Below are 19290 nucleotides of genomic sequence, written 5' to 3' on the forward strand. Positions count from 1 at the left end.
AGAGGCGCGCCGCCGGAGCCGGCGCCGCCATTGCCTCGACGCGAAGGGCGGTCACCATGCTCGTGCAGGTACAGAACAGCACCGACAGCGTTGCCGAACGGGCCCTGATCGACTGGCTCAGCGGCTGGGACGGTGCGGGGAGCCCACACGGGGTCGCGACGGTCAACATCACACTGGCTCATCAGAACGGCATCCACCACTTCGACGCGGTGGTCTGGACCCCGACCAGTTGCGTCGTCATCGATGTCGCGGGACTGCACTCCCAGCGCGGCGGCACCCTGCAGGTTCCGCTCACCGGCGAGTGGACGCTCAACGGCGTCCGGGCGGACCTGGAAAGCCACGATGATCGCTCCCTGCTCGAGCGTTCCCGCGAACATACCTTCGTCCTGCAGAGCTGGCTGGCCGCGCGTGGTCTCGGCCAGCGCGCGGTACACGGGGTGGCATTGATCGTGCCACTACAGCGAGTACCGGTGCAGATCGAGCAGAAGGTGCACGATCCGAGCTTCGATGTGATCGTCGGCGACGACGGCGACCGCCTGCGCCACTATTTCGGCGTACTGGCCGAGCGGGAAACGCACCGCTGGACCGCCAACGATGTCGCGCTCACCTTCCGGGGGATGGGATTGCTGCCGTATCTCCCAGCACCGCAGCGGCTGCTCGAGGAGGGTTTCCTGGGCCCCATCGATGTCACGCTGTGGCACGGAGGGCCCGCTCAGGCGGAGGCCGAACAGTACGCCGAGGATCTCGCGCTGGCCGAACGCGAAGCCGCCGGCCGGCGTTTCCTCGACCCCTGGTTCAGCCCGTGGCGGTTGTATCCGCGCGAGGCCGGCGATATCGATTTCGGCCGGGCGTTCATGCGCGTGATGCTGGCCGTCGGCATGTTCGTGGGAGTCGTCTGGGTGCTGTGGTTCGTACTCAGCGCCCTGCTCACCTACGGTCCGGGCTGAGCCCGCACCCGGCGGGCTTCCCGGCGCGGACGCGCGGTGGATAGGGTCGTCGCGTGAGCACAGCACCCGGTGCGCCGGAGCCGTTCGCCGCGGACCGGGCGGCCGGCCGTACTCGCCTTCCGAACGGAACCCGAACCGGCGAGGAGGGTGCCTCCGCGGCGCCCGGTCCCGCGCCCGCCACCGCCGCGGCAGCGACCGGGCCGCACCGGGATGCTCCCGCGTCCGGCTCGCTCGTCGTGGCGGCGAGTACCGCGGCGGTGACGGCGGCGATCCCGCTGTCCTTCCCGCCGGGCGGTGGACCCACGCCGTTCGATCTGGATATGAGCCGCCGGGTCGATCCGTGGCTCGGTCCACGCCCCTGGGTTGCCGAGGTGCTGGCGCTGGCGACCGATACCGGAGTGGTACTCGCGCTGCTGTGCGGGGGCGCGGCATGGTTCGCCTGGCAGCGGAGGTGGTGGGCGGCCGCGACAGCGATACTGGTGCCCGAGATCGCGGTCGCGATCAACACCTGGGCCCTGAAACCGTGGTGGGGGCGATCGCTGCACGACTATCTGGCCTATCCCAGCGGGCACACCGTGCATCTGGTCTCGGTCATGGCCACGCTGGTGTTGCTGATCCGTTCCGTGCGGGCACGGCTGGTGCTCATCGCGCTCACGGTGCCCGGCTGGTGCGCCGGCGCCGTGGGAATGATCGCGCTCGACTTCCATCTGGCCACGGATGTGGTCGGGGGCGCCACGGCGGGAATCGCCCTGGCGATCGGACTGTATCGGCTGTCGGTGTGCACCGCCCGGGCGCTCGGGGTCCGGCCGGCCGACCGGCCGGACCCGGGCCGCTGCTAGGACCGCTCGTACACGCTCGCGTCGTCGAGCATGGCCGCGCCCAGCATCGACTCCGGCACCCCGAGTGCTTCGACAAGGGTGAGCGCGTCGGGGCGGAGCCGGTCCACGAGCTCGTTCACACCGCGCCGCAACGCCTTGGCGCGCTCCACCGAGATGAACCGGTGCATGATGTACCAGGCCGCGTTCTCCTCCAGGACCGAGTACACGTACAGATCGCAGACCGTCTCGGCCAGATCGCGCGCTTCGCCCTCCTCGATATCGGCGATGCCTTCGATGAACGCCTCCAGCACCAGCCGGTCGATATGAGCCGAACCCGCGGCCAGGATATGGTCCTGTGCGTTGTTGAACGCCTCGAACGGACCGGTCTCCTCCGCCCGGGCACGCAACCGGTGCGCGGCGGTACGGGTGAGGTAGTCCTCACGGTCGGCGAACAACTGCAATTGAGTGGCACGTTTACCGAGATCACCCTCGTCCACGGTCTCACCGCCGCGATCGCGCAGGGTCTGGATCAGCTGACGCACCCCGGAGCGTTTGCGTACGACGTCACCGGCCATGGTCGCCGCGAACCGCACCCAGCCCAGCGCGTCCAGATCCCGGATCTCGTCGGCGTAGGAGGTGAGGATCTCCTTGGCCACCAGCTGGGTGAGCACCACGTTGTCACCTTCGAAGGTGGTGAAGACATCGGTATCGGCCTTCAATGTCACCAGCCGGTTCTCCGCCATGTACCCGGCACCACCGCAGGCCTCCCGGCACTCCTGGATGGTCCGGGTGGCGTGCTGGGTCTGCGCCACTTTCAGGCCGGCGGCGCGCTTCTCCAGCGCGCGCTGGGCACCGGGCTCGAGATCCTGGCCGGTCTGCACCAGATGCATCCGCCGGACCAGATCGTTCTGCGCGAACGCCAGCGCGTAGGAGCGGGCCAGCAGCGGCAGCAGGCGGCGCTGGTGCATCCGGTAGTCGAGCAACAGGGTTTCGCCGCCGTCGTCGGGGTTACCGAACTGCCGGCGTTTCAGCGCGTAGCGCAGCGCGATGCTCAACGCCACGCGCGCCCCGGCGGCGGCCGCGCCACCCACACTCACCCGGCCGCGCACCAGGGTCCCCAGGGTCGTGAAGAAGCGGCGGCTGGGATTGTCGATCTCGGAGGTGTAGGTACCGTCCGGCGCGACATCGGCGTAGCGGTTGAGCAGGTTCTTCCGGGGCACCCGGACGTGATCGAAGACGATACGGCCGTTGTCCACCCCGGGCAGCCCGCCCTTGCGCCCGCAATCCGAGGTGGTGACACCGGGAAGGTCGTTGCCCTCTTCGTCGCGGATGGGCACCAGCAGGCAGTGCACCCCGTGTTCTCCGGAAGGAGTGCGCAGCTGCGCGAAAACCGCCGCCATCCGGGCGTGTTCGGCCGCTCCGCCGATATAGTCCTTGCGCGCCGACGGCGTAGGGGTGTGCACGACGAACTCTTCGGTGGCGGGATCGTAGGTCGCGGTGGTCTCCAGATTCGCGACGTCGCTGCCGTGCCCGGATTCGGTCATCGCGAAACAGCCGAGCAGGTCCAGCGAGATCAGGCGGCGGATGTACTCCTGATGCCGTTCGGTGCCCAGGTTCTCCACCGCACCCCCGAACAGCCCCCACTGCACTCCCGCCTTCACCCAGAGCGAGAGATCGGCGTAGGCCAGCATCTCCAGTCCGACAACCGCCGCGCCCGGTTCCGAGGTGCCGCCGTTCTCCCGCCGGAACCCGCGCTCGGCGATACCGAGTTCGGCGATCGCCCGCATCTGGTCCAGCACCCGGTCGCGGGCGCCCGGAAGATCGAGATCGGGGTCCCCGACGAACTTGTCCCCAGCCAGCTGGGCGCGGGCCTGTTCCCGGATATCGCCCCAGGGCCCGTCCAGGGCCTGACGTAGTCGTTGCGCTGTCGCAGTGCTGCCGGTGCTCATACCTCTCGAGCCTATCCGTGTAGTCACGCCACCGGTGTGACCCAACACGATGCGTAACACGCCGCCGACCGGGTACGACGCCCCGCGACGAGGGCGGAATCCAGCAGGGATCGACGCCCTATTTCCAGCTGCGCTGTCAAATAAACCATCGCGTAACGAACATCACAGCTATCGGGCCCGTTTTACGGTGGGCAAGAGGCACCTCCGGCCACTACCTTCGCGGCTATGGCTGCGCAAGGAATCCTGGAAGGAGCAACCTCCCGCCCCCCGACCTCTCCCGATACCCCGGGTTACGCCGACACTCGGCGTAACCCCTTGCGCCTGCCCGTGATCACCGGCGCCATCAGCAAGCTGGTGGCCGACCGTCCCGCCACCGCCGACACCATCGTCTCCGCCCCGGCTCCCCTGCAGCCCATCGATCTGGCGGACGACGCGGCGGTCGCCGAGGTGCTGGATCTGGCTGTGCGCGTGGGCGAAGTGGTGCTGGCCTCGGGTTCGGCCGTCACCGATACCCAGACCACCGTCCGTTTCATCGCCGCCACCTACGGCATGTCCGCCTGCGACGTCGAGGTCACCTACAACTCGATCCGTATCTATGTGCACCGCGGTCCGCGGCTGCCACCGGCCAGTTCCATGCGGGTGGTGCAGTACCGCTCGCTGGACTTCACCCGGCTCGCCGCGGTGGACCGGCTCACCCGCCGGATCCGCAGCGAGGTGGTACCGCCGCAGGAAGCGCGCGCGGCGCTGGACGCGATCACCACCGCTCCCCACCCCTACCATCGGTGGACGGCCACCTTCGGCTGGTCGCTCATGGCGGCCGCGATCGCGCTGCTGCTCGGCGGCGGCTTCCTGGTCACCGCGCTGAGCTTCGTCACCACCCTGGCGATCGACCGGACCAACCGCGTGCTGAATCGCTACGGCCTGCCGTTCTTCTTCCAGCACCTCGTGGGCGGCGCGATCGCCGCGACTCCCGCGGTGGTGCTGGCCGCAATCGCCGCACCGCTCGGTATCTCGGTCAGTCCCACCCTGATCATCGCGGCCGGGATCACGGTGCTGCTCAGTGGTCTGAGCCTGGTCGGCTCGGTACAGGACGCGATCACCGGGGCGCCGATCACCGCGGCCGCGCGAATGCTCGAGCTGTTGATGATGACCGGCGGCATCATCGCCGGTATCGCCCTCACCCTGCGGGTGGGCGAAATCTTCGATGCCCCCGTGCCGTTGGACCTCAGCCCCGGGCACGCGCTGTCGAACCTGCCGGTCCAGGTGGTGGCGGGCGCCGCGGCGGCGCTGGCCTTCGCCCTGGCCTGCTACGCGGAGCGGCGGGCGCTGGCGGCCGCGGCGGGCAGCGGCGCGATGGGCACCATCTGCTATTCGATGGTGATCACCGCCGGGTTCGGCCCGGTGATCGCCTCGGGCGCCGCGGCGATCGTGATCGGTATGGTCGGTGGCCTGTTCGCCCGGCGCGCCCTCACGCCTCCGCTGGTGGTCGCGCTCGCCGGTATCACGCCGTTGCTACCGGGTCTGAGCGTGTACCGCGGGCTCTACGGGTTGCTCAACGACGAACTGGCCCGCGGCGCGGACCAACTGCTGGCGGCGTTCGGTATCGGCTGCGCGCTGGCCGGTGGTGTGACCCTGGGTGAATGGTTCGACCGGACGGTACGCCGCCCGCCGATCCTGCGGCGCTTCGGCGCCCTGCGCCGGCCGGTGGTGAAGCTCAAACGGCGTCCGGCGGTGAATCTCGGCAAACGACGCAGCACACCGCTGGGGCGCCGACCGGCCTCGACGCTCCCGCCGGTCCCCGCGGCCACCGGTACGCCGCTGGGTCTGCCGGTCGAATTCCCGGCGGCCGGACGGCTGCCGCAGGTGACCGGTCCGATGGGCCGTGGAGCGGCACCGGTCCCCGAGTTCGACCGCGGTGTCTGGACTCGCGACCTGGAGCCGGGACCGGCGGTCGCGGACCTGTCCGCCGCGGCTCCGCTGGCACCTCCCACCGAGATGCTCGATCTCTCCTCGCTCCCGGCGGATCTGATGCCGCCGAGCGGCCCCGAGGATTTCCTGCCCACGGAGGCCCTACCGCTGGGCCCACTCCCGGAGGCGGTGGGGGTCGGCGCGGCCGTGGGCGCCGATATCGCGGAATCGAGGCTCGCGCCCACCGAGCCACTGCCCGCCGCACTGCGGCCGGACGGCCGCTGACGACGCACACCACCGGTGGGTCCCGGCCGGTATGGTCGGATTGTCGACCGCCGACGGCCGCGCGGTGTCTCCGGGCACCGCGCGGCACGGAGCGCCGAGGCGTGTGGCGGATCCCGCGCCGCGTACGTAGGAAGGTTCGTTCCATGCCGGAAAAGACCCCCGAAACCACCGACCCTTCCCTGCCCCCGTTCTCCACCCGTATCCGCGAGGCAACCGCCCGCGAGCACGAGGCCGCGGAGAACTCGACCTTCATCACCGAGATGCTCGACGGAACGCTGGGGATCGATTCGTACCTGTACTACACGGGCCAGCTCTGGTTCGTCTACCGCGCGCTGGAGACGCATTCCGAGGCCCTCGCCGGCGATCCGGTGGCCGGGCCTTTCATCAAACCGGAACTGGCCCGGACCCCGGAACTCGAGCGGGATCTGCTCCATCTGGCCGGGCCCGGCTGGCGTGAGGAACTGTCTCCGCTACCGGCGACCGCCGCCTATGCCGCCCGTATCGAGGAATGCGCACGCACCTGGCCGGGTGGCTATATCGCGCATCACTACACCCGCTACCTCGGGGACCTCTCCGGCGGGCAGGTGATCCGCGGCAACGCCGAGAAACTGTGGGGTCTACCCCACCGCGGTGACGGGGTGCGCTTCTATGTGTTCGACCGCATCGGCAACCCGGCGGCGTTCAAACGGGAATACCGGTCGCTGCTCGACCGGATCGGGGTGGACGAACTCGAACAGCGCCGCATCCTCGACGAGGGCAAACGCGCCTTCGAGCTGAACCGGGCGCTGTTCGCCGAACTGGCCGCGGAATTCCCGGCCCGGCAGCCGGGCTGAACGCACCCTGGACCATTGTCCAGTCTGATACATTCCCGCCGGTAGACACCGCGAGTGAAGGGTGAACCGTGTCCGAAACCTCTCCTGCCGGCCAGGTATCCGCCGACGAGTTCCCGGTGATCGTCGTCGGCGCCGGGCTGGCCGGGCTCGTCGCCACCTACGAACTGACCAGGGCCGGACACCGGGTACTCGTCCTCGATCAGGAGAACCGCAACAATCTGGGCGGGCAGGCGTTCTGGTCGCTGGGTGGGCTGTTCTTCGTGGACAGCCCGGAGCAGCGGCGTCTGGGTATCCGGGACTCCTATGAGCTGGCGCTGCAGGATTGGCTGGGCTCGGCCGGTTTCGACCGCGACGACCAGGACCATTGGGCCCGGCAGTGGGCCGAGGCCTACGTCCGTTTCGCGGCCACCGAAAAACGCGACTATCTGTACGAACTCGGAGTGCGGGTGACGCCGCTGGTCGGCTGGGCCGAACGCGGGGGCGGCCTCGCGGACGGGCACGGCAACTCGGTTCCGCGGTTCCATATCGCCTGGGGTACCGGCCCCGGCGTCCTGGAGGCCTTCCTGAATCCGGTGCTGCAGGCCGAGCGCGAGGGCCTGGTGCGCTTCGCGTTCCGGCACCGGGTCGACGAATTGATCGTCACGGACGGTGCCGTGACCGGGGTGCGCGGTAGCGTCCTCGAACCGACCGAACTCCCGCGCGCAGTGGCCTCGTCCCGCACCGTGATCGAGGAGTTCGAACTGCGGGCCGGGGCGGTACTGGTCACCTCCGGCGGAATAGGACACAACCACGAACTCATTCGGCAGAACTGGCCGGTGGACCGGCTCGGACCGGCCCCGAGCACCATGATCTCCGGCGTGCCCGCGCATGTGGACGGCCGGATGCTCGGCATCTCCGAGGCGGCGGGCGCGGCCCTGGTCAACCGCGACCGTATGTGGCACTACACCGAGGGCATCAACAACTGGGACCCGATCTGGCCCGATCACGCGATCCGGATCATCCCCGGCCCCTCGTCGCTGTGGTTCGACGCGACCGGCACGCGGCTACCGGCGCCGTGCTTCCCCGGATTCGATACCAACAGCACCATGAAGGCGATTCTGGCCACCGGCTACGACTACTCGTGGTTCGTACTGACCCAGGCGATCATCGAAAAGGAGTTCGCGCTCTCCGGTTCGGAACAGAATCCCGATATCACCAGTAAGGACCGGCTGGCGACGGTGCGCAGCCGCTTCACCGCAGGCGCGCCGGCGCCGGTGGAGGCGTTCAAGGAACACGGCGTCGATTTCGTGGTCGCCGATACGCTGCGCGAACTCGTCGACGGAATGAACGCGCTCGCCCGCGGACCGCAGCTGGACTACGCCGAGATGGAGCGGCAGATCGTCGCTCGCGATCGCGAGATCACCAACAGATTCAGCAAGGACGCCCAGATCACCGCGATCCACAACGCCCGCACCTTCTTCGGTGACAAAACCGCCCGGGTGGCGAAACCGCACCGGATCCTGGATCCGGCGGCGGGACCGCTCATCGCCGTGCGGCTCAATATCCTCACCCGCAAAACCCTGGGCGGATTGCAGACCGATCTGGACTCACGGGTGATGCGCCCCGACGGCACCCCGCTGCCCGGCCTGTATGCCGCCGGGGAGGTCGCCGGGTTCGGCGGTGGCGGAGTACACGGATACAACGCCTTGGAAGGCACTTTCCTCGGCGGTTGCATCTTTTCGGGCCGGGCCGCGGGTCGCGCGATCGCGGGCAGCCTGGGCTCGGCCTGAGGCCCGGCGGCCGCTCGACGCCGCCGGGGTCAGTCCCGGGAGAGCAGCCGCCCGGCCTCGGCTGCCAGGGCGGCCAGCTGGCGCGCCTGCCGGCCGGTATCGATGGCCGGGCGGCCGGCACCGATCCGGGTGGTCAGCGATAGCGCCGCTACCGCCACGCCGCGGCGGCGCACCGGTACGGCCACACAGCCGATCCCGCTGACCGCTTCCTCGTTGTCCACCGCGATGCCCTGCCTGCCCCGGATCCGGGCCAGCTCACGGTGTAGTTCCAGACGATCACCGATGGTGCGGGGCGTGAGTTTGGGGAGCTGATCCCGCAGCGAGGTCTCCACCACACCCGGGTCGAGACTGGCGAGCAGGGCCTTGCCGAGCGCGGTGCTGTGCGCCGGCAGCCGGCCGCCGATCCGCGTCGGGACCGCCGCACTGTGCCGCCCGCCGGTCTTGTCCAGGTACAGCACGTCCCGGCCGTCCAGGATCCCGAGGTGACCCACCGTCCCGATGCGCCGGCACAGCTCGTGCAGCAGTGGGCCGATCACCGTGCGCAATTCGTTGTGGCCGGCGGCGAGCCCGCCCAATTCCAGGATCCGCAGGCCCAAGCGGTAGCCCCCGGGGGAATGCGCCAACCACCGTAGCCGGATCATCTGGTCCAGGATGCGGTGCACCGTCGAACGGGGCAGACCGGTACGTTCCACCAGGTCGTGCAGGGTGAGCACGGGCATCGCGGGTTCGAAAGCATCCAGTATGAGCGTCATCCGCTCGATCATCGCCACCGGGGGGACCGGCCGGGCCGGCTGTTCCCCACCCCGCCACGACCCACCCGGCTCCGGGTCGGCCAGCACCTCGACCGTCAAGACTTACCTCCATCGTGCAGCCCGGCCAGCTTATGCGCAGCGAATCGGACGGTAGCGACCGTGTCCCCTTTCGAAGCTGTGTGAACCATCACACTCAGCTCGGCATGAAGGGCGCGTTGAAAACACTGCACAGCCACCGGCCGTCGACGAGTTCCATCACCGTGGATACCGACAGCTCCCGGGGTGTCTCCGCCGCGCCGGGTTCCGCGTTCAGCGTGGTGAGCTGCACCTGTACCTCGGCGCGGGTATCCCCGTCGCTCATCGTCGCCGTGCAGCTGCTCTCACCGGCCCGGGAACGTTCCGGATCCGAGGCGATCAGTACCCGCGCCATGGGCAGAACGGTCGCGGCCTGGCTCTTCCACTGGCCGGTGGCACCGGCTTGGACCCGTTGTTCCCAGCCCGCGGGGTCGTCGTAGTCGTAGGTCGCCACGAGCTCGGTGTACGCGCAGGCGGCCTGTTCGGCGGCGGTCTTCGCGTCCGCCGGGGGCGGCGGCGCCGCTTCTCTGCTGTCGGCCCGGTGGAACAGCCCCGTCAGCCAGAACGCGGTGACGAAGACCACCGCGGCGGCGATACCGCCCAGCCCGGCGAGCAGCCGGCGACGCACGCGCCGGGGCCGGGCGGGCACGGCGGGTGCCGGCAACCGGGCCGGTATGGTCACGGCCGGTTCGATGAGCGCCCGGCGGGCCGCGAGGGCGAGTTCGCCGCAGGTGGCGAAGCGCTCATGACGATTCTTCGCCATCGCCCGGGCGATCACCGCGTCGAAACCGGAGGGCAGGCGGAGGTCGACCTCCGAGGGCCGCGGCACCGGCGCGTTGAGATGGGCGTTGATGAGCGCGCCGGTGGTGGCCGCGGGATAGGGCAGCCGTCCGGTCAGCATGTAGTAGAGGGTGCAGCCGAGTGAGTACACATCGGCGCGCCGATCGATATCGGCGCGCATCTCGAACTGTTCCGGCGCGGCGTAGTGGAAACTCGCGTACAACTCACCGGTGCGTGTGAGGCCGTCGGAACGGTCGAGGGCTTTCGCGATACCGAAATCGGAGAGGTACACCTGCTGCTGGGGGCCCCACTCGAGCAGGATGTTGGCCGGTTTCACATCCCGGTGCAGCACCCCGGCCGCATGCGCGTGATCGAGTGCCCGCGCGGTCTCCTCGGTGATCCGCACCGCGTGCTCCGGCCGGACGGGCCCATGGCGCAGAACCTCCGCCACGTCGGTGCCCTCGATGTACTGGATGGCCATCCACAACCGGCCCTGCTCCTCGCCGCGGGCGTAGACCGCCACGATATTCGGATGCGACAGCCGCGCGGCGGTATCCGCCTCGCGCAGGAAACGGGCCCGGATATCGCGATCGTCACCGGCGATCGGGCTCAGTAGTTTCAGGGCCACCGGTCGCGGCAGGTCACGATCCCGGGCCAGGTACACCTCCCCCATCCCGCCACTGCCCAGCAGACGTTCGATGTGGTAACCCGCGAAAACCTGCCCGGGTGCCAGACTCCTGTTCACGCTGTGCGCAGTCCCGGCCACCCGTAGGCCTGCGGCCCCGGCGCGAGGCCGGCGCGACCGGCGAGGGGGTTGTCGGGCTCGGGCACCATCGCCGGGGTGCGCAGGTCGTGTTCCCGGCGGAAGGCCTCGATATCCATCCAGCGGACCTCTTGGACGAGCTCTTCGAGTTGTTCTCCGGACAGGAAGCCGGCCTTCGAGTACACCAGCGTGCCCTCGCGGAACGCCATGATCCACGGGTACCCGTCGACCTGGCCGGCGGCGGCCAGCGCCGGTTCGGCCTCCGCCTCGACCGTGCCGTGCACGATATCGCGGTGGGTTTCCGAGGATGCCTCGTAGATCGGCGCGAAGCGGGTGCACCAGCCGCACCAGGTGGCCCAGAAATCCACCAGCACAATGTGATTGGTGGCCACGACCGTCTGGAAGTCCTGCTGGGTCAGTGGCGTCGTCGGCATTCTCGTCCTCCCGGCGGCCCCGAGCCGACCGCCCCGCGTGCGTTCTCACCCCCGTCCGGAAAATCCTCGCACGAACGGGCCTCGGCTGCCGAGCGAACCGTACCCCCGGGCCTCCGATATCCGGCAGCCTACGCGGTCGGGGCGCCCCGGCAGGGCACCAGTACCCGCCGCCCCGGCCCCCGGCGGACAGGACCTGGGACGATAACGTGTTCTCATGAGCGAATACGAGGCCGGGAACGCGCTTCCCGACGCCGAACACCACGAGGGCGGGTTCCGGCCGATGTCGGAGCTGATGGAGGCCGTCCGGTCGATGGACACCAGCCGCGGTGGGCCCCATTACGGTGATTTCATCGAACAGGTGCGTACGCTCATGGACCGGGCCCGGCTGGCCGTCCCCCCGGACGACCTGGTCCTCGAGGCCGCGGGGATCCTGGAGAAGCTGAACGACCGGCTCGCCGCACACGTCGGTGAGGAATGGGACGCCCCGGGCTGGACCCGCTTCGACCTACCGTCACGGGGCAATGTGACCCTGCCGCCGTATCAGGTGGACCGGGTCGATCGCGACGGCGTGGACGCGCGGATCACCTACCGCACCTTCCATCTCGGCGGCAATGCCGCGGCACACGGTGGATACGTCTCGCTCGGCTTCGACGACCTCATGGGCCTGGCGGGTTCGGCGTATTCCGGGGCGGTCACCCGGACGGCCTCGCTCACGGTGGACTACCGGTCGATCACACCGTTGAACCGGGAGTTGCAACTCCACGCCTGGGCCGAACGCCAGGAGGGTCGCAAGGTGTGGATCGAGGCGACCCTGCACGACGGCGACCGGTTGTGCGCCGAGGCCCACGGACTGTTCGTCGTACTCAAGCCCGGCCAGCCCTGAACCCACCCACCGCGGTGGCGTGGGCGCGATCGGGACGGCCGGGCCCGCATCGGCCGGTCTGGTTCCTCGCCGCCGGGGCGGCGGCCATCGGCGAGGAACCGGGCCGGCTCGGGATCATCTCCTGTCGTCAGCCGGGTAGTGCTCGGCCAGATACGGGGCGAAGGCCTCGTCGACCTCCTCCGGGGTGAGACCGAAATCCGCGAGCGAGTAACGGTGCGCCGGACGCGCCGCGCCCGAGGTGGATTCACCGTGTAGTTCGGCCATCCGCCGGCGGGCGGCATCGGTGAGTTCGAGCCCGAACCGCGCGTAGATCCGCTCGATGGTGCCGAGCGGATCGGCGACGAAATCCTCGTAGTACACATCGCAGAACTGCGCGGCCGGATACTTCTTCCGGTCTTCGAGGAACGTCCGGGCGCCGCGTGACCACAGTTCCAGTTGCGCCGCGCCCACCACGGGCCCGCGGAACTTCTCCGACCAGCCGGCCGTCGCCTGCTCGTTCAGGCTGCACACCGAGGCGACGATGGTGCGCGGTACGCGGTGCATCTGGATCACCAGCGCATCGGGATACACCGCCAGCAGGGCGTCGAGCGCGAACAGATGGCTCGGATTCTTCAGCACCCACCGCCGCCCCGGGTCGTTGAGCCCGATGAGCTGCAGATTCCGCCGATGGCGGGCGTAGGCGGCGGTCCAGTCCTGATCACGCAGCCACGCCGAGTAGTGCGGCAGATAGGCCAGGCATTCGTAGGAGATCGACATCGCCGACTGGCGCAGCAACTGCCAGCACTCTTCCACCTGGTCGGCGGAGATATGGTGCACGCCCATGAATTCGGGGTGCTCCACATGATGCTTCTCGTAGCCGGCCTGCAACCGCTGGAACACCGGATTCTGTTCCCAGGTGTCCCGGGGTGGACGCGGTTGCGGCATCTCGGTCAGCCACATCTCCAGACCCTGGTGCCCGGGATCGGCGGTGAGCAAGCGGTGGACGGCCGTGGTGCCCGATCGCGGCAGCCCGGTCACGAAGATCGGACGCTCGATCGGGACCTCGGCGTAGCGTGGATGCTGTTTCCAACCGGCCTCGCTCAGGGCTCGCGCGATCAGCGCACCGCGCAGGAACGCGCGATTGACCTTGTTACCGAACGGCGTCAGCTCCGCGTCACGGGCATACGAGTCCAGTAGTACCGAGAGCCCGGTGCGGTAGTCGTCGGTGCCGAAATCGTCGAGTCCGATCACCGTGGTGGCGGAGGCGTGCAGATCGTCGATCGTCCCGACGTCGTCCCTGCCGATCATTCTGGTTACTCCTCAGTGGTGGAATTCGCCGCAGTTGACGTCGAGACAGGTCCCGGTGATCGCCCGGGACATCTCCGAAGCGAAGAAGACGACGGCGTCGGCGATTTCGTCGGGTTCGGGCAGCCGGCGCAGGTCGATGGTGGCCGCGGTCTCGGCGTAGACCTCATCGGCGGTGACGCCGCGTTCCTCGGCCAGATAGCCGAAATACCATTTCAGGGTGTCGGCCCAGATCCAGCCCGGAGCAACCGAATTCACCCGGATCCCCCGCGGCCCCAGTTCGGTGGCCAGGCTCTGGGCCAGTGCCAGCAGTGTGGTTTTGGCCATCTTGTAGGGACCGTACGGCCGGCGGGAATGCCGCAGCACCGCCGAGTTGATCATCACGACCGAACCCTTCGTCTCGGCCAGCGCGGGGGCGAACAGGCGGGTCAGGCGCAGCGCGGCGAAGACGTTGGTTTCCAGGCTCGCCCGCAGATCGTCGAGCGCCACCTCGGTGAGGTCGGCCATCGGCGGCATGGCGAACGCATTGTTCACCAGCGCGTCCACCCGACCGAACTCGTCTCGGGCGGCGTCCGCCAGGTTTCGAGCGGCTGTTTCGTCGGTGATATCGGTCGGTACCACCAGGGCGCGGCGGCCCAGTTCCTCGATCTCCCCGGCCACCGAACGCAGTCGCTTCTCGGTACGCGAGGCCAGGACCACATCGGCGCCGGCCCTGGCGCTCCGGACGGCGATCGCCTGCCCCAGCCCGGGCCCGATCCCCGAGACGACGACCACTTTTCCCTGCAGCAGCATCAGCCCAGCATCCTTTCCGCCACCGCCGCCTGCCGGGCGGCGATCCGGGCCTTCCAATCCTGCGGGGTGATCCGGGACTGTTCGTAGTACGGCAGCCGGTCGGGTAGGTCGCCGAACGACACCAGTTCCACCGTCGGTCCGTCCTCGGGTTTCATCTCGCGCGACAGCCGCTGCCAGCGGAACTGCAGGTAGGCGCGATCGTGGCCGGTCCGCTCGATCCAGTTGACCAGGCCCGGATCGCGTTCACTGATCACCAGGCGGATCATCCCGTCCGGGTCCACCCGTGCCTGATCGGCATTGAGGCTGGTCTGGTGATTGATGTAGTCCAGCGACAAATACCACATACTGCCGAGCTGAAAACCCTGGTAGGGGGCATCGGATTTCGGCACGGTCAGGATCATGACCTGATCGTCGGTGAGTTCGTAGTGCCCGACCGAGGAGAACTGGGTGGACAGGCCGCCGGGTGTGCGCCGCGGTTCGGTCATGGTGTTGACCGGCAGATTCAGATAGAACCATTCGGGGAACGCGAGAAAGGTTTTCAGCCGGGAGACCAGCATCTTGCCGGCGACCTCGTAGCGGCGGGCCATCAGGTCGGTACCGATCGCCGGCGGGGCCGTGCCGACCGTATCGATCCGGCTGATCCGGACCGTACCGGCTTTTTCGTTCATCCAGTCGCCGAAGACCTCGCGCACCGCGAGCATGGTGGAGTCGGGAGCGAGCTGGATATGGTTACGCCCGCCCGGGCGGGGTCCCAGGGTCAGCTCGTAGGTGCCGTCCGCGGCGATATCGATGGACCGATCGTCGAACGCGGTTTCCCCACCCGGCACCTCGGTGGGTGAGTAGTTGCCGTTGAGCACCTGGAAGCTCAGGTCACGGGTGCTCCCCCGGGTGCCGTGGACGATGTAGTCCGCGTCGGGACGCAGATTCGCGTGCCAGTAGAGCGTATCCGGATTGTCCAGGCCCATCTTCGTGTACGGCCCGGTGGACTGGACGAAGAACGGGAAGTCTCGTTCGAAGGCCCAGGACATCTGGATGGCGGCGCGGATACTGCCCGCCAGGTAGTCGTATCCCTCGGCCAGATCCTGTTCGGTGCGGATATGGGGTGCGCTCTCGATGATTTCCTCGGCGGCGGCTATCGCGTCCGCGAAAGGCTGGGTCAGCACGGTACTCCCGGTGTTCCATATATGTACCACTCTGGTACATTTTTCTATTACAGACATTAGAACGTGTTCTAGGAGCGGTCAATGACGACAGGAGCGGCGGAGGTTCGCGAAGTCGGGCGGCGTTCGGTCCCCACCCAGCGGGTCATCCAGGTACTCGACCATGTGACCGCTCGCCGCGGACGGCGCGCCACACTCTCCGAAACAGCCCGCGACCTGGGCCTGGCCAAGCCCACCTGCCTGGGCATCCTCACCGAGCTCACCGCCGCCGGCTATCTCACCCGCGATCCACGCACCAAGGAGTACGGCCCCGGACCGGCACTCATCGCGGCAGGGCGGGTGGCCCAGGACAGTTTCGCCATCGCGGCGCTCGCCCATCCCGAACTGGCCCGGCTCAGCGCCGCCTACGCCACCACCTGCACCGCATCGGCGGTTGTGGGCGAGCGGATCAGCGTCCTGGACAGCGCCGGGCCGGCGATGGTGCGGGTCGGAGCGACCTACCGCTTCGCGCCGCCGGTGGGCCTGATGTACGTGCTGTGGGATACCGACGCCGCATTCGACGCCTGGCTGGCCACCCCGCCCACCGTCCCGCTACACCAGGACGAGAGCCGGTTGCGCCGGCTCGTCACCGAATGCCGGGAGCGCGGCTATCTGGTGGAGAGCATGACCGGCGCGGGCCGGCAACTGTACTCGCTCCTGGCCGGGGTCGGTGGGCACGAACTCCCCGACGAATTGCGCTCCGCGGTGGCCGAACTGGTCACCACGCTGGGCGAACGAGTGTATCTGGGCGCGGACCTGCGACCACGCAAAGAGCATCCGGTGAGCCTGCTCGCCGCCCCGACCTACGACGCGGACGGCCGGCAGCAACTGGTGCTCACCATGTACGTCGGCAAACCGATCACGGGCGCCGAGATCGCGCGCCGGGGGGCCGCGCTGATCGCGGCCGCCGACGCCGTGACCGCCGCGGCGGGTGGGCGGCGCCCGGAGCGACGTTGAGCGCGAGGCTCCGGCCGGACCGTTGACCATACATAGAAACGTGTTCTAGTTTTTAAGCGTGAGCCAGCACACGAAGTCGGCGGCGAGTAGCTACGAACTCTCGCATCGAGCCGCACTCGAGGCCGAATCCGTCCATATCCTCCGGGAGGTGGCCGCCACCTTCGAACGCCCCGTCCTCCTGTTCTCCGGCGGCAAGGATTCGGTGGTGATGCTGCATCTGGCCACCAAGGCGTTCTGGCCGGCCCCGCTGCCCTTCCCGGTGCTGCACATCGACACGGGGCATAATTTCGACGAGGTCATCACCTACCGGGACGCGGTGGTCGCGAAATATGGCCTGCGACTGCTCGTCGGCCGGGTCCAGGACGATATCGACGCCGGGCGGGTCGCCGAGGAGACCGGGCCGCACGCGAGCCGCAACCGTCTGCAGACCACCACCCTGCTGCGCACCCTGCGCGAGGGGCGCTTCGACGCGGTTTTCGGCGGGGCCCGCCGCGACGAGGAGAAGGCTCGCGCCAAGGAACGCGTCTTCAGTTTCCGCGACGAGTACGGCCAGTGGGACCCGCGCCGCCAGCGCCCCGAACTGTGGAACCTCTACAACGGCAGACACCGCCCGGGCGAGCACATCCGGGTTTTCCCGCTGTCCAACTGGACCGAACTCGATATCTGGACCTATATCGCGAGTGAAGGTATCGAACTACCCTCCCTGTACTACGCGCACCGGCGACCGGTGGTGCAGCGCGACGGCATGCTGCTGGCGCACACCAGGTTCCTGACCCTGCTCGACGGCGAGGAACCGCGCGAGGCGCTGGTCCGGTTCCGCACCGTGGGCGATGCCACCTGCACCGGCTGCGTGGAGTCCACCGCCACCACCCCCGCCGATGTCGTCACCGAGGTCGCGACCGCGCGGGTCACCGAACGCGGCGCGACCCGCGCCGACGACCGGATCTCCGAGGCCGGGATGGAAGACCGCAAACGAGAGGGTTACTTCTGATGAGCACCCTGCTGCGCCTGGCCACCGCGGGTAGCGTGGACGACGGCAAATCGACACTGATCGGCCGGCTGCTGTTCGATTCCAAAACCCTGTTCACCGACCAGCTCGACGCGGTGGAGCGCACCAGTCGCGATCGCGGCGAGGACTACCCGAACCTCGCTCTGCTCACCGACGGACTGCGCGCGGAACGCGAACAGGGCATCACCATCGATGTCGCGCACCGCTATTTCGCCACCCCGCGGCGCAAATTCATCATCGCCGACACCCCCGGCCACGTGCAGTACACCCGCAACATGGTCACCGGCGCCTCCACCGCGGATCTGGCGCTGATCCTGGTCGACGCCCGCCACGGGGCGGTGGAGCAGACCCGGCGGCACGCCTTCCTGACGTCCCTGCTGGGGGTGCCCCACCTGGTGCTGTGCGTGAACAAGATGGATCTGGTCGATTATTCGGCGCAACGCTTCGCCGAGATCCGGGAGGAGTTCGCGGGTTTCGCCTCCCGCCTGCAGATCGCGGATCTGACCTTCATCCCGGTATCGGCACTGCACGGCGACAATATCGTGCACCGCAGTACCACCATGGACTGGTACGAGGGCACCCCACTGCTGCACCACCTCGAAGAGGTGCACATCGCCTCGGACCGCAATCTCATCGACGCCCGGCTGCCGGTGCAGTACGTGATCCGCAGCCACACCCCCGATTTCCGCGGCTATGCCGGCACCGTCGCCAGCGGCGTATGGTCGCCCGGGGACGAGATCACCGTCCTGCCCTCGGGACTCACCACCACGGTGACCGGCCTCTGGGGGCCGGGCGGTGTGCCGCTGACCGAGGCGTTCCCACCGCAGGCGGTGACGATCACCCTCGCCGATCAGCTCGATATCGGCCGCGGCGATATGCTCTGCCGCCCGGCCAATCGCCCGCAGACCGGCCGCGACCTCGACACCATGGTCTGCTGGTTCAGCGACGAGGCCGCGCTGCGCCCGGGAGCGTCCTACACGGTGCGGCACACCACTCGCAGCGTTCCCGCGCAGATTCGCTCGCTCGACTACCGCCTCGATGTGAACACCCTGCACCGGGACGAGAAGGCGACCTCGCTCTCGCTCAACGAGATCGGCCGGGTCCAGTTGCGCACCCGCCGGGCCCTGCAGTTCGACCCCTACCGCCGCAACCGCGCCACCGGCAGTTTCCTGCTGGTCGACGACACCACCGGCGATACGGTGGGCGCCGGGATGATCACCGGGCCCAGCTTGCCCTCCTCACGGGTGGTCTGGCATTCCAGTGCGGTCGACCGTTCCGAACGCGCCACCCGTGGTCTCACCGTCTGGCTCACCGGGCTGTCCGGGTCCGGGAAATCCTCGGTGGCGGTGGAACTGGAGCGCCGCCTGGTGGCCGCCGGACGGCCCGCGTTCCTGCTCGACGGCGACAATCTGCGCCACGGACTCAATGCCGATCTGGGGTTCGGCGCGGCGGACCGTACGGAGAACATCCGCCGGGTGGGTGAGGTGGCCCGGCTGTTCGCCGAATCCGGTACCGTTGCCATCGTCTCGCTGATCAGTCCCTACCGGGCCGATCGCGAGCGGGTCCGCGCGGTACACGAGGCCGCCGGGCTTCCGTTCCTGGAGATTTTCGTGGACACCCCGCTGGAGGTGTGCGAGGCCCGGGACCCCAAGGGGTTGTATGCCAGGGCACGGACCGGAGAGGTGCGCGGTTTCACCGGGATCGACGACCCGTACGAGGCCCCTCGGGCGCCCACCCTCGTGCTGCGCCCGGAGGACGGCGATCCGGCCGCCATGGCCGCCACGATCCTGACGCTGCTGGCCGCGGAGCAATAACCCTATTTGATACGCTGGCCACCACTTGTACCGAAAGGG

At 68.8% G+C, this 19290-nt stretch carries 15 protein-coding genes and 1 pseudogene; 9 read left to right on the forward strand and 7 right to left on the reverse strand.

Annotated elements, in window-relative coordinates:
• Positions 1-56: 56 nt before the first annotated feature.
• Positions 57-947, forward strand: a complete 891-nt coding sequence (locus tag ACYR7D_RS22375) for an NERD domain-containing protein (protein WP_459546487.1) — start codon at positions 57-59, stop codon at positions 945-947.
• A 53-nt stretch (positions 948-1000) separates the two neighbouring features.
• The gene (locus tag ACYR7D_RS22380; protein ID WP_459546488.1) at positions 1001-1786 is read left to right on the forward strand and encodes a phosphatase PAP2 family protein; all 786 of its coding nucleotides are present in this window, start codon (positions 1001-1003) and stop codon (positions 1784-1786) included.
• On the opposite strand, the gene ACYR7D_RS22385 is transcribed toward ACYR7D_RS22380, so the two are convergent.
• On the reverse strand, positions 1783-3714 hold the full coding sequence (locus tag ACYR7D_RS22385) for an acyl-CoA dehydrogenase family protein (protein WP_459546489.1): 1932 nt from the start codon (positions 3712-3714) through the stop codon (positions 1783-1785). The genes ACYR7D_RS22380 and ACYR7D_RS22385 overlap by 4 nt on opposite strands.
• Positions 3715-4035: 321 nt before the next feature.
• On the opposite strand from ACYR7D_RS22385, the pseudogene ACYR7D_RS22390 reads away from it, so the two are divergent.
• The 3 genes and pseudogenes from ACYR7D_RS22390 to ACYR7D_RS22400 form a co-directional block, all read left to right on the forward strand.
• Positions 4036-5445 (forward strand): annotated as a pseudogene (locus ACYR7D_RS22390) (threonine/serine exporter family protein); the annotation flags it as partial.
• A gap of 605 nt (positions 5446-6050) precedes the next feature.
• Positions 6051-6740 carry a biliverdin-producing heme oxygenase gene (locus tag ACYR7D_RS22395; protein ID WP_459546490.1) on the forward strand — a complete coding sequence of 230 codons (690 nt, stop codon included), beginning with the start codon at positions 6051-6053 and terminating at the stop codon, positions 6738-6740.
• 68 nt (positions 6741-6808) lie between these two features.
• Positions 6809-8509: an FAD-binding dehydrogenase gene (locus tag ACYR7D_RS22400; RefSeq protein ID WP_459546491.1), complete on the forward strand. Its 1701-nt coding sequence runs from the start codon at positions 6809-6811 to the stop codon at positions 8507-8509.
• Positions 8510-8538: 29 nt separating this feature from the next.
• On the opposite strand, the gene ACYR7D_RS22405 is transcribed toward ACYR7D_RS22400, so the two are convergent.
• From ACYR7D_RS22405 to ACYR7D_RS22415, 3 genes are all read right to left on the reverse strand, one after another.
• Complete coding sequence (locus tag ACYR7D_RS22405; protein WP_459546492.1) at positions 8539-9360, reverse strand: IclR family transcriptional regulator; 822 nt, start codon at positions 9358-9360, stop codon at positions 8539-8541.
• A 94-nt stretch (positions 9361-9454) separates the two neighbouring features.
• Positions 9455-10861, reverse strand: coding sequence for a serine/threonine-protein kinase (locus ACYR7D_RS22410; protein ID WP_459546493.1), 1407 nt, complete (start codon positions 10859-10861; stop codon positions 9455-9457).
• Positions 10858-11313, reverse strand: coding sequence for a thioredoxin family protein (locus tag ACYR7D_RS22415; RefSeq protein ID WP_459546494.1), 456 nt, complete (start codon positions 11311-11313; stop codon positions 10858-10860). Before ACYR7D_RS22415 ends, ACYR7D_RS22410 begins: the two co-directional genes overlap by 4 nt.
• A 214-nt stretch (positions 11314-11527) precedes the next feature.
• Between ACYR7D_RS22415 and ACYR7D_RS22420 the strand changes: the two genes are divergently transcribed.
• Positions 11528-12196 carry a PaaI family thioesterase gene (locus ACYR7D_RS22420; RefSeq protein WP_459546495.1) on the forward strand — a complete coding sequence of 223 codons (669 nt, stop codon included), beginning with the start codon at positions 11528-11530 and terminating at the stop codon, positions 12194-12196.
• 114 nt (positions 12197-12310) lie between these two features.
• Here the strand turns inward: ACYR7D_RS22420 and ACYR7D_RS22425 are convergent, their stop codons facing one another.
• The 3 genes from ACYR7D_RS22425 to ACYR7D_RS22435 are packed head-to-tail and all read right to left on the reverse strand — an operon-like array spanning position 12311 to position 15435.
• Positions 12311-13483 (reverse strand): sulfotransferase family protein, encoded by a 1173-nt coding sequence (locus ACYR7D_RS22425; RefSeq protein WP_459546496.1) that lies wholly within the window; start codon positions 13481-13483, stop codon positions 12311-12313.
• 12 nt (positions 13484-13495) lie between these two features.
• Entirely contained in the window at positions 13496-14272 is a 777-nt protein-coding gene (locus ACYR7D_RS22430; RefSeq protein ID WP_459546497.1) for an SDR family oxidoreductase, read from the reverse strand.
• Entirely contained in the window at positions 14272-15435 is a 1164-nt protein-coding gene (locus tag ACYR7D_RS22435) for a hypothetical protein (protein WP_459546498.1), read from the reverse strand. Before ACYR7D_RS22435 ends, ACYR7D_RS22430 begins: the two co-directional genes overlap by 1 nt.
• An 81-nt stretch (positions 15436-15516) precedes the next feature.
• Here ACYR7D_RS22435 and ACYR7D_RS22440 point away from each other — a divergent pair, with 81 nt between their 5' ends.
• From ACYR7D_RS22440 to cysC, 3 genes are read left to right on the forward strand one after another with little or no spacing between them, the layout of a single operon-like run.
• Positions 15517-16428 (forward strand): helix-turn-helix domain-containing protein, encoded by a 912-nt coding sequence (locus tag ACYR7D_RS22440; protein ID WP_459546499.1) that lies wholly within the window; start codon positions 15517-15519, stop codon positions 16426-16428.
• 58 nt (positions 16429-16486) lie between these two features.
• Entirely contained in the window at positions 16487-17419 is a 933-nt protein-coding gene (gene cysD / locus ACYR7D_RS22445; RefSeq protein ID WP_459546500.1) for a sulfate adenylyltransferase subunit CysD, read from the forward strand.
• Positions 17419-19251 (forward strand): adenylyl-sulfate kinase, encoded by a 1833-nt coding sequence (gene cysC, locus ACYR7D_RS22450; protein ID WP_459546501.1) that lies wholly within the window; start codon positions 17419-17421, stop codon positions 19249-19251. The genes cysD and cysC overlap by 1 nt, the downstream gene beginning before the upstream one ends.
• Positions 19252-19290 lie beyond the last annotated feature (39 nt).

The organism is Nocardia sp. X0981 (assembly GCF_977089955.1).

Bases quoted from the DNA above. Each gene is read 5' to 3' on its own strand.
- ACYR7D_RS22375 (WP_459546487.1), top strand. From the start codon at position 57: ATGCTCGTGCAGGTACAGAACAGCACCGACAGCGTTGCCGAACGGGCC.
- ACYR7D_RS22385 (WP_459546489.1), bottom strand. From the start codon at position 3,714: ATGAGCACCGGCAGCACTGCGACAGCGCAACGACTACGTCAGGCCCTG.
- ACYR7D_RS22395 (WP_459546490.1), top strand. From the start codon at position 6,051: ATGCCGGAAAAGACCCCCGAAACCACCGACCCTTCCCTGCCCCCGTTC.
- ACYR7D_RS22415 (WP_459546494.1), bottom strand. From the start codon at position 11,313: ATGCCGACGACGCCACTGACCCAGCAGGACTTCCAGACGGTCGTGGCC.
- ACYR7D_RS22420 (WP_459546495.1), top strand. From the start codon at position 11,528: ATGAGCGAATACGAGGCCGGGAACGCGCTTCCCGACGCCGAACACCAC.
- ACYR7D_RS22425 (WP_459546496.1), bottom strand. From the start codon at position 13,483: ATGATCGGCAGGGACGACGTCGGGACGATCGACGATCTGCACGCCTCC.
- ACYR7D_RS22430 (WP_459546497.1), bottom strand. From the start codon at position 14,272: ATGCTGCTGCAGGGAAAAGTGGTCGTCGTCTCGGGGATCGGGCCCGGG.
- ACYR7D_RS22440 (WP_459546499.1), top strand. From the start codon at position 15,517: ATGACGACAGGAGCGGCGGAGGTTCGCGAAGTCGGGCGGCGTTCGGTC.
- cysC (WP_459546501.1), top strand. From the start codon at position 17,419: ATGAGCACCCTGCTGCGCCTGGCCACCGCGGGTAGCGTGGACGACGGC.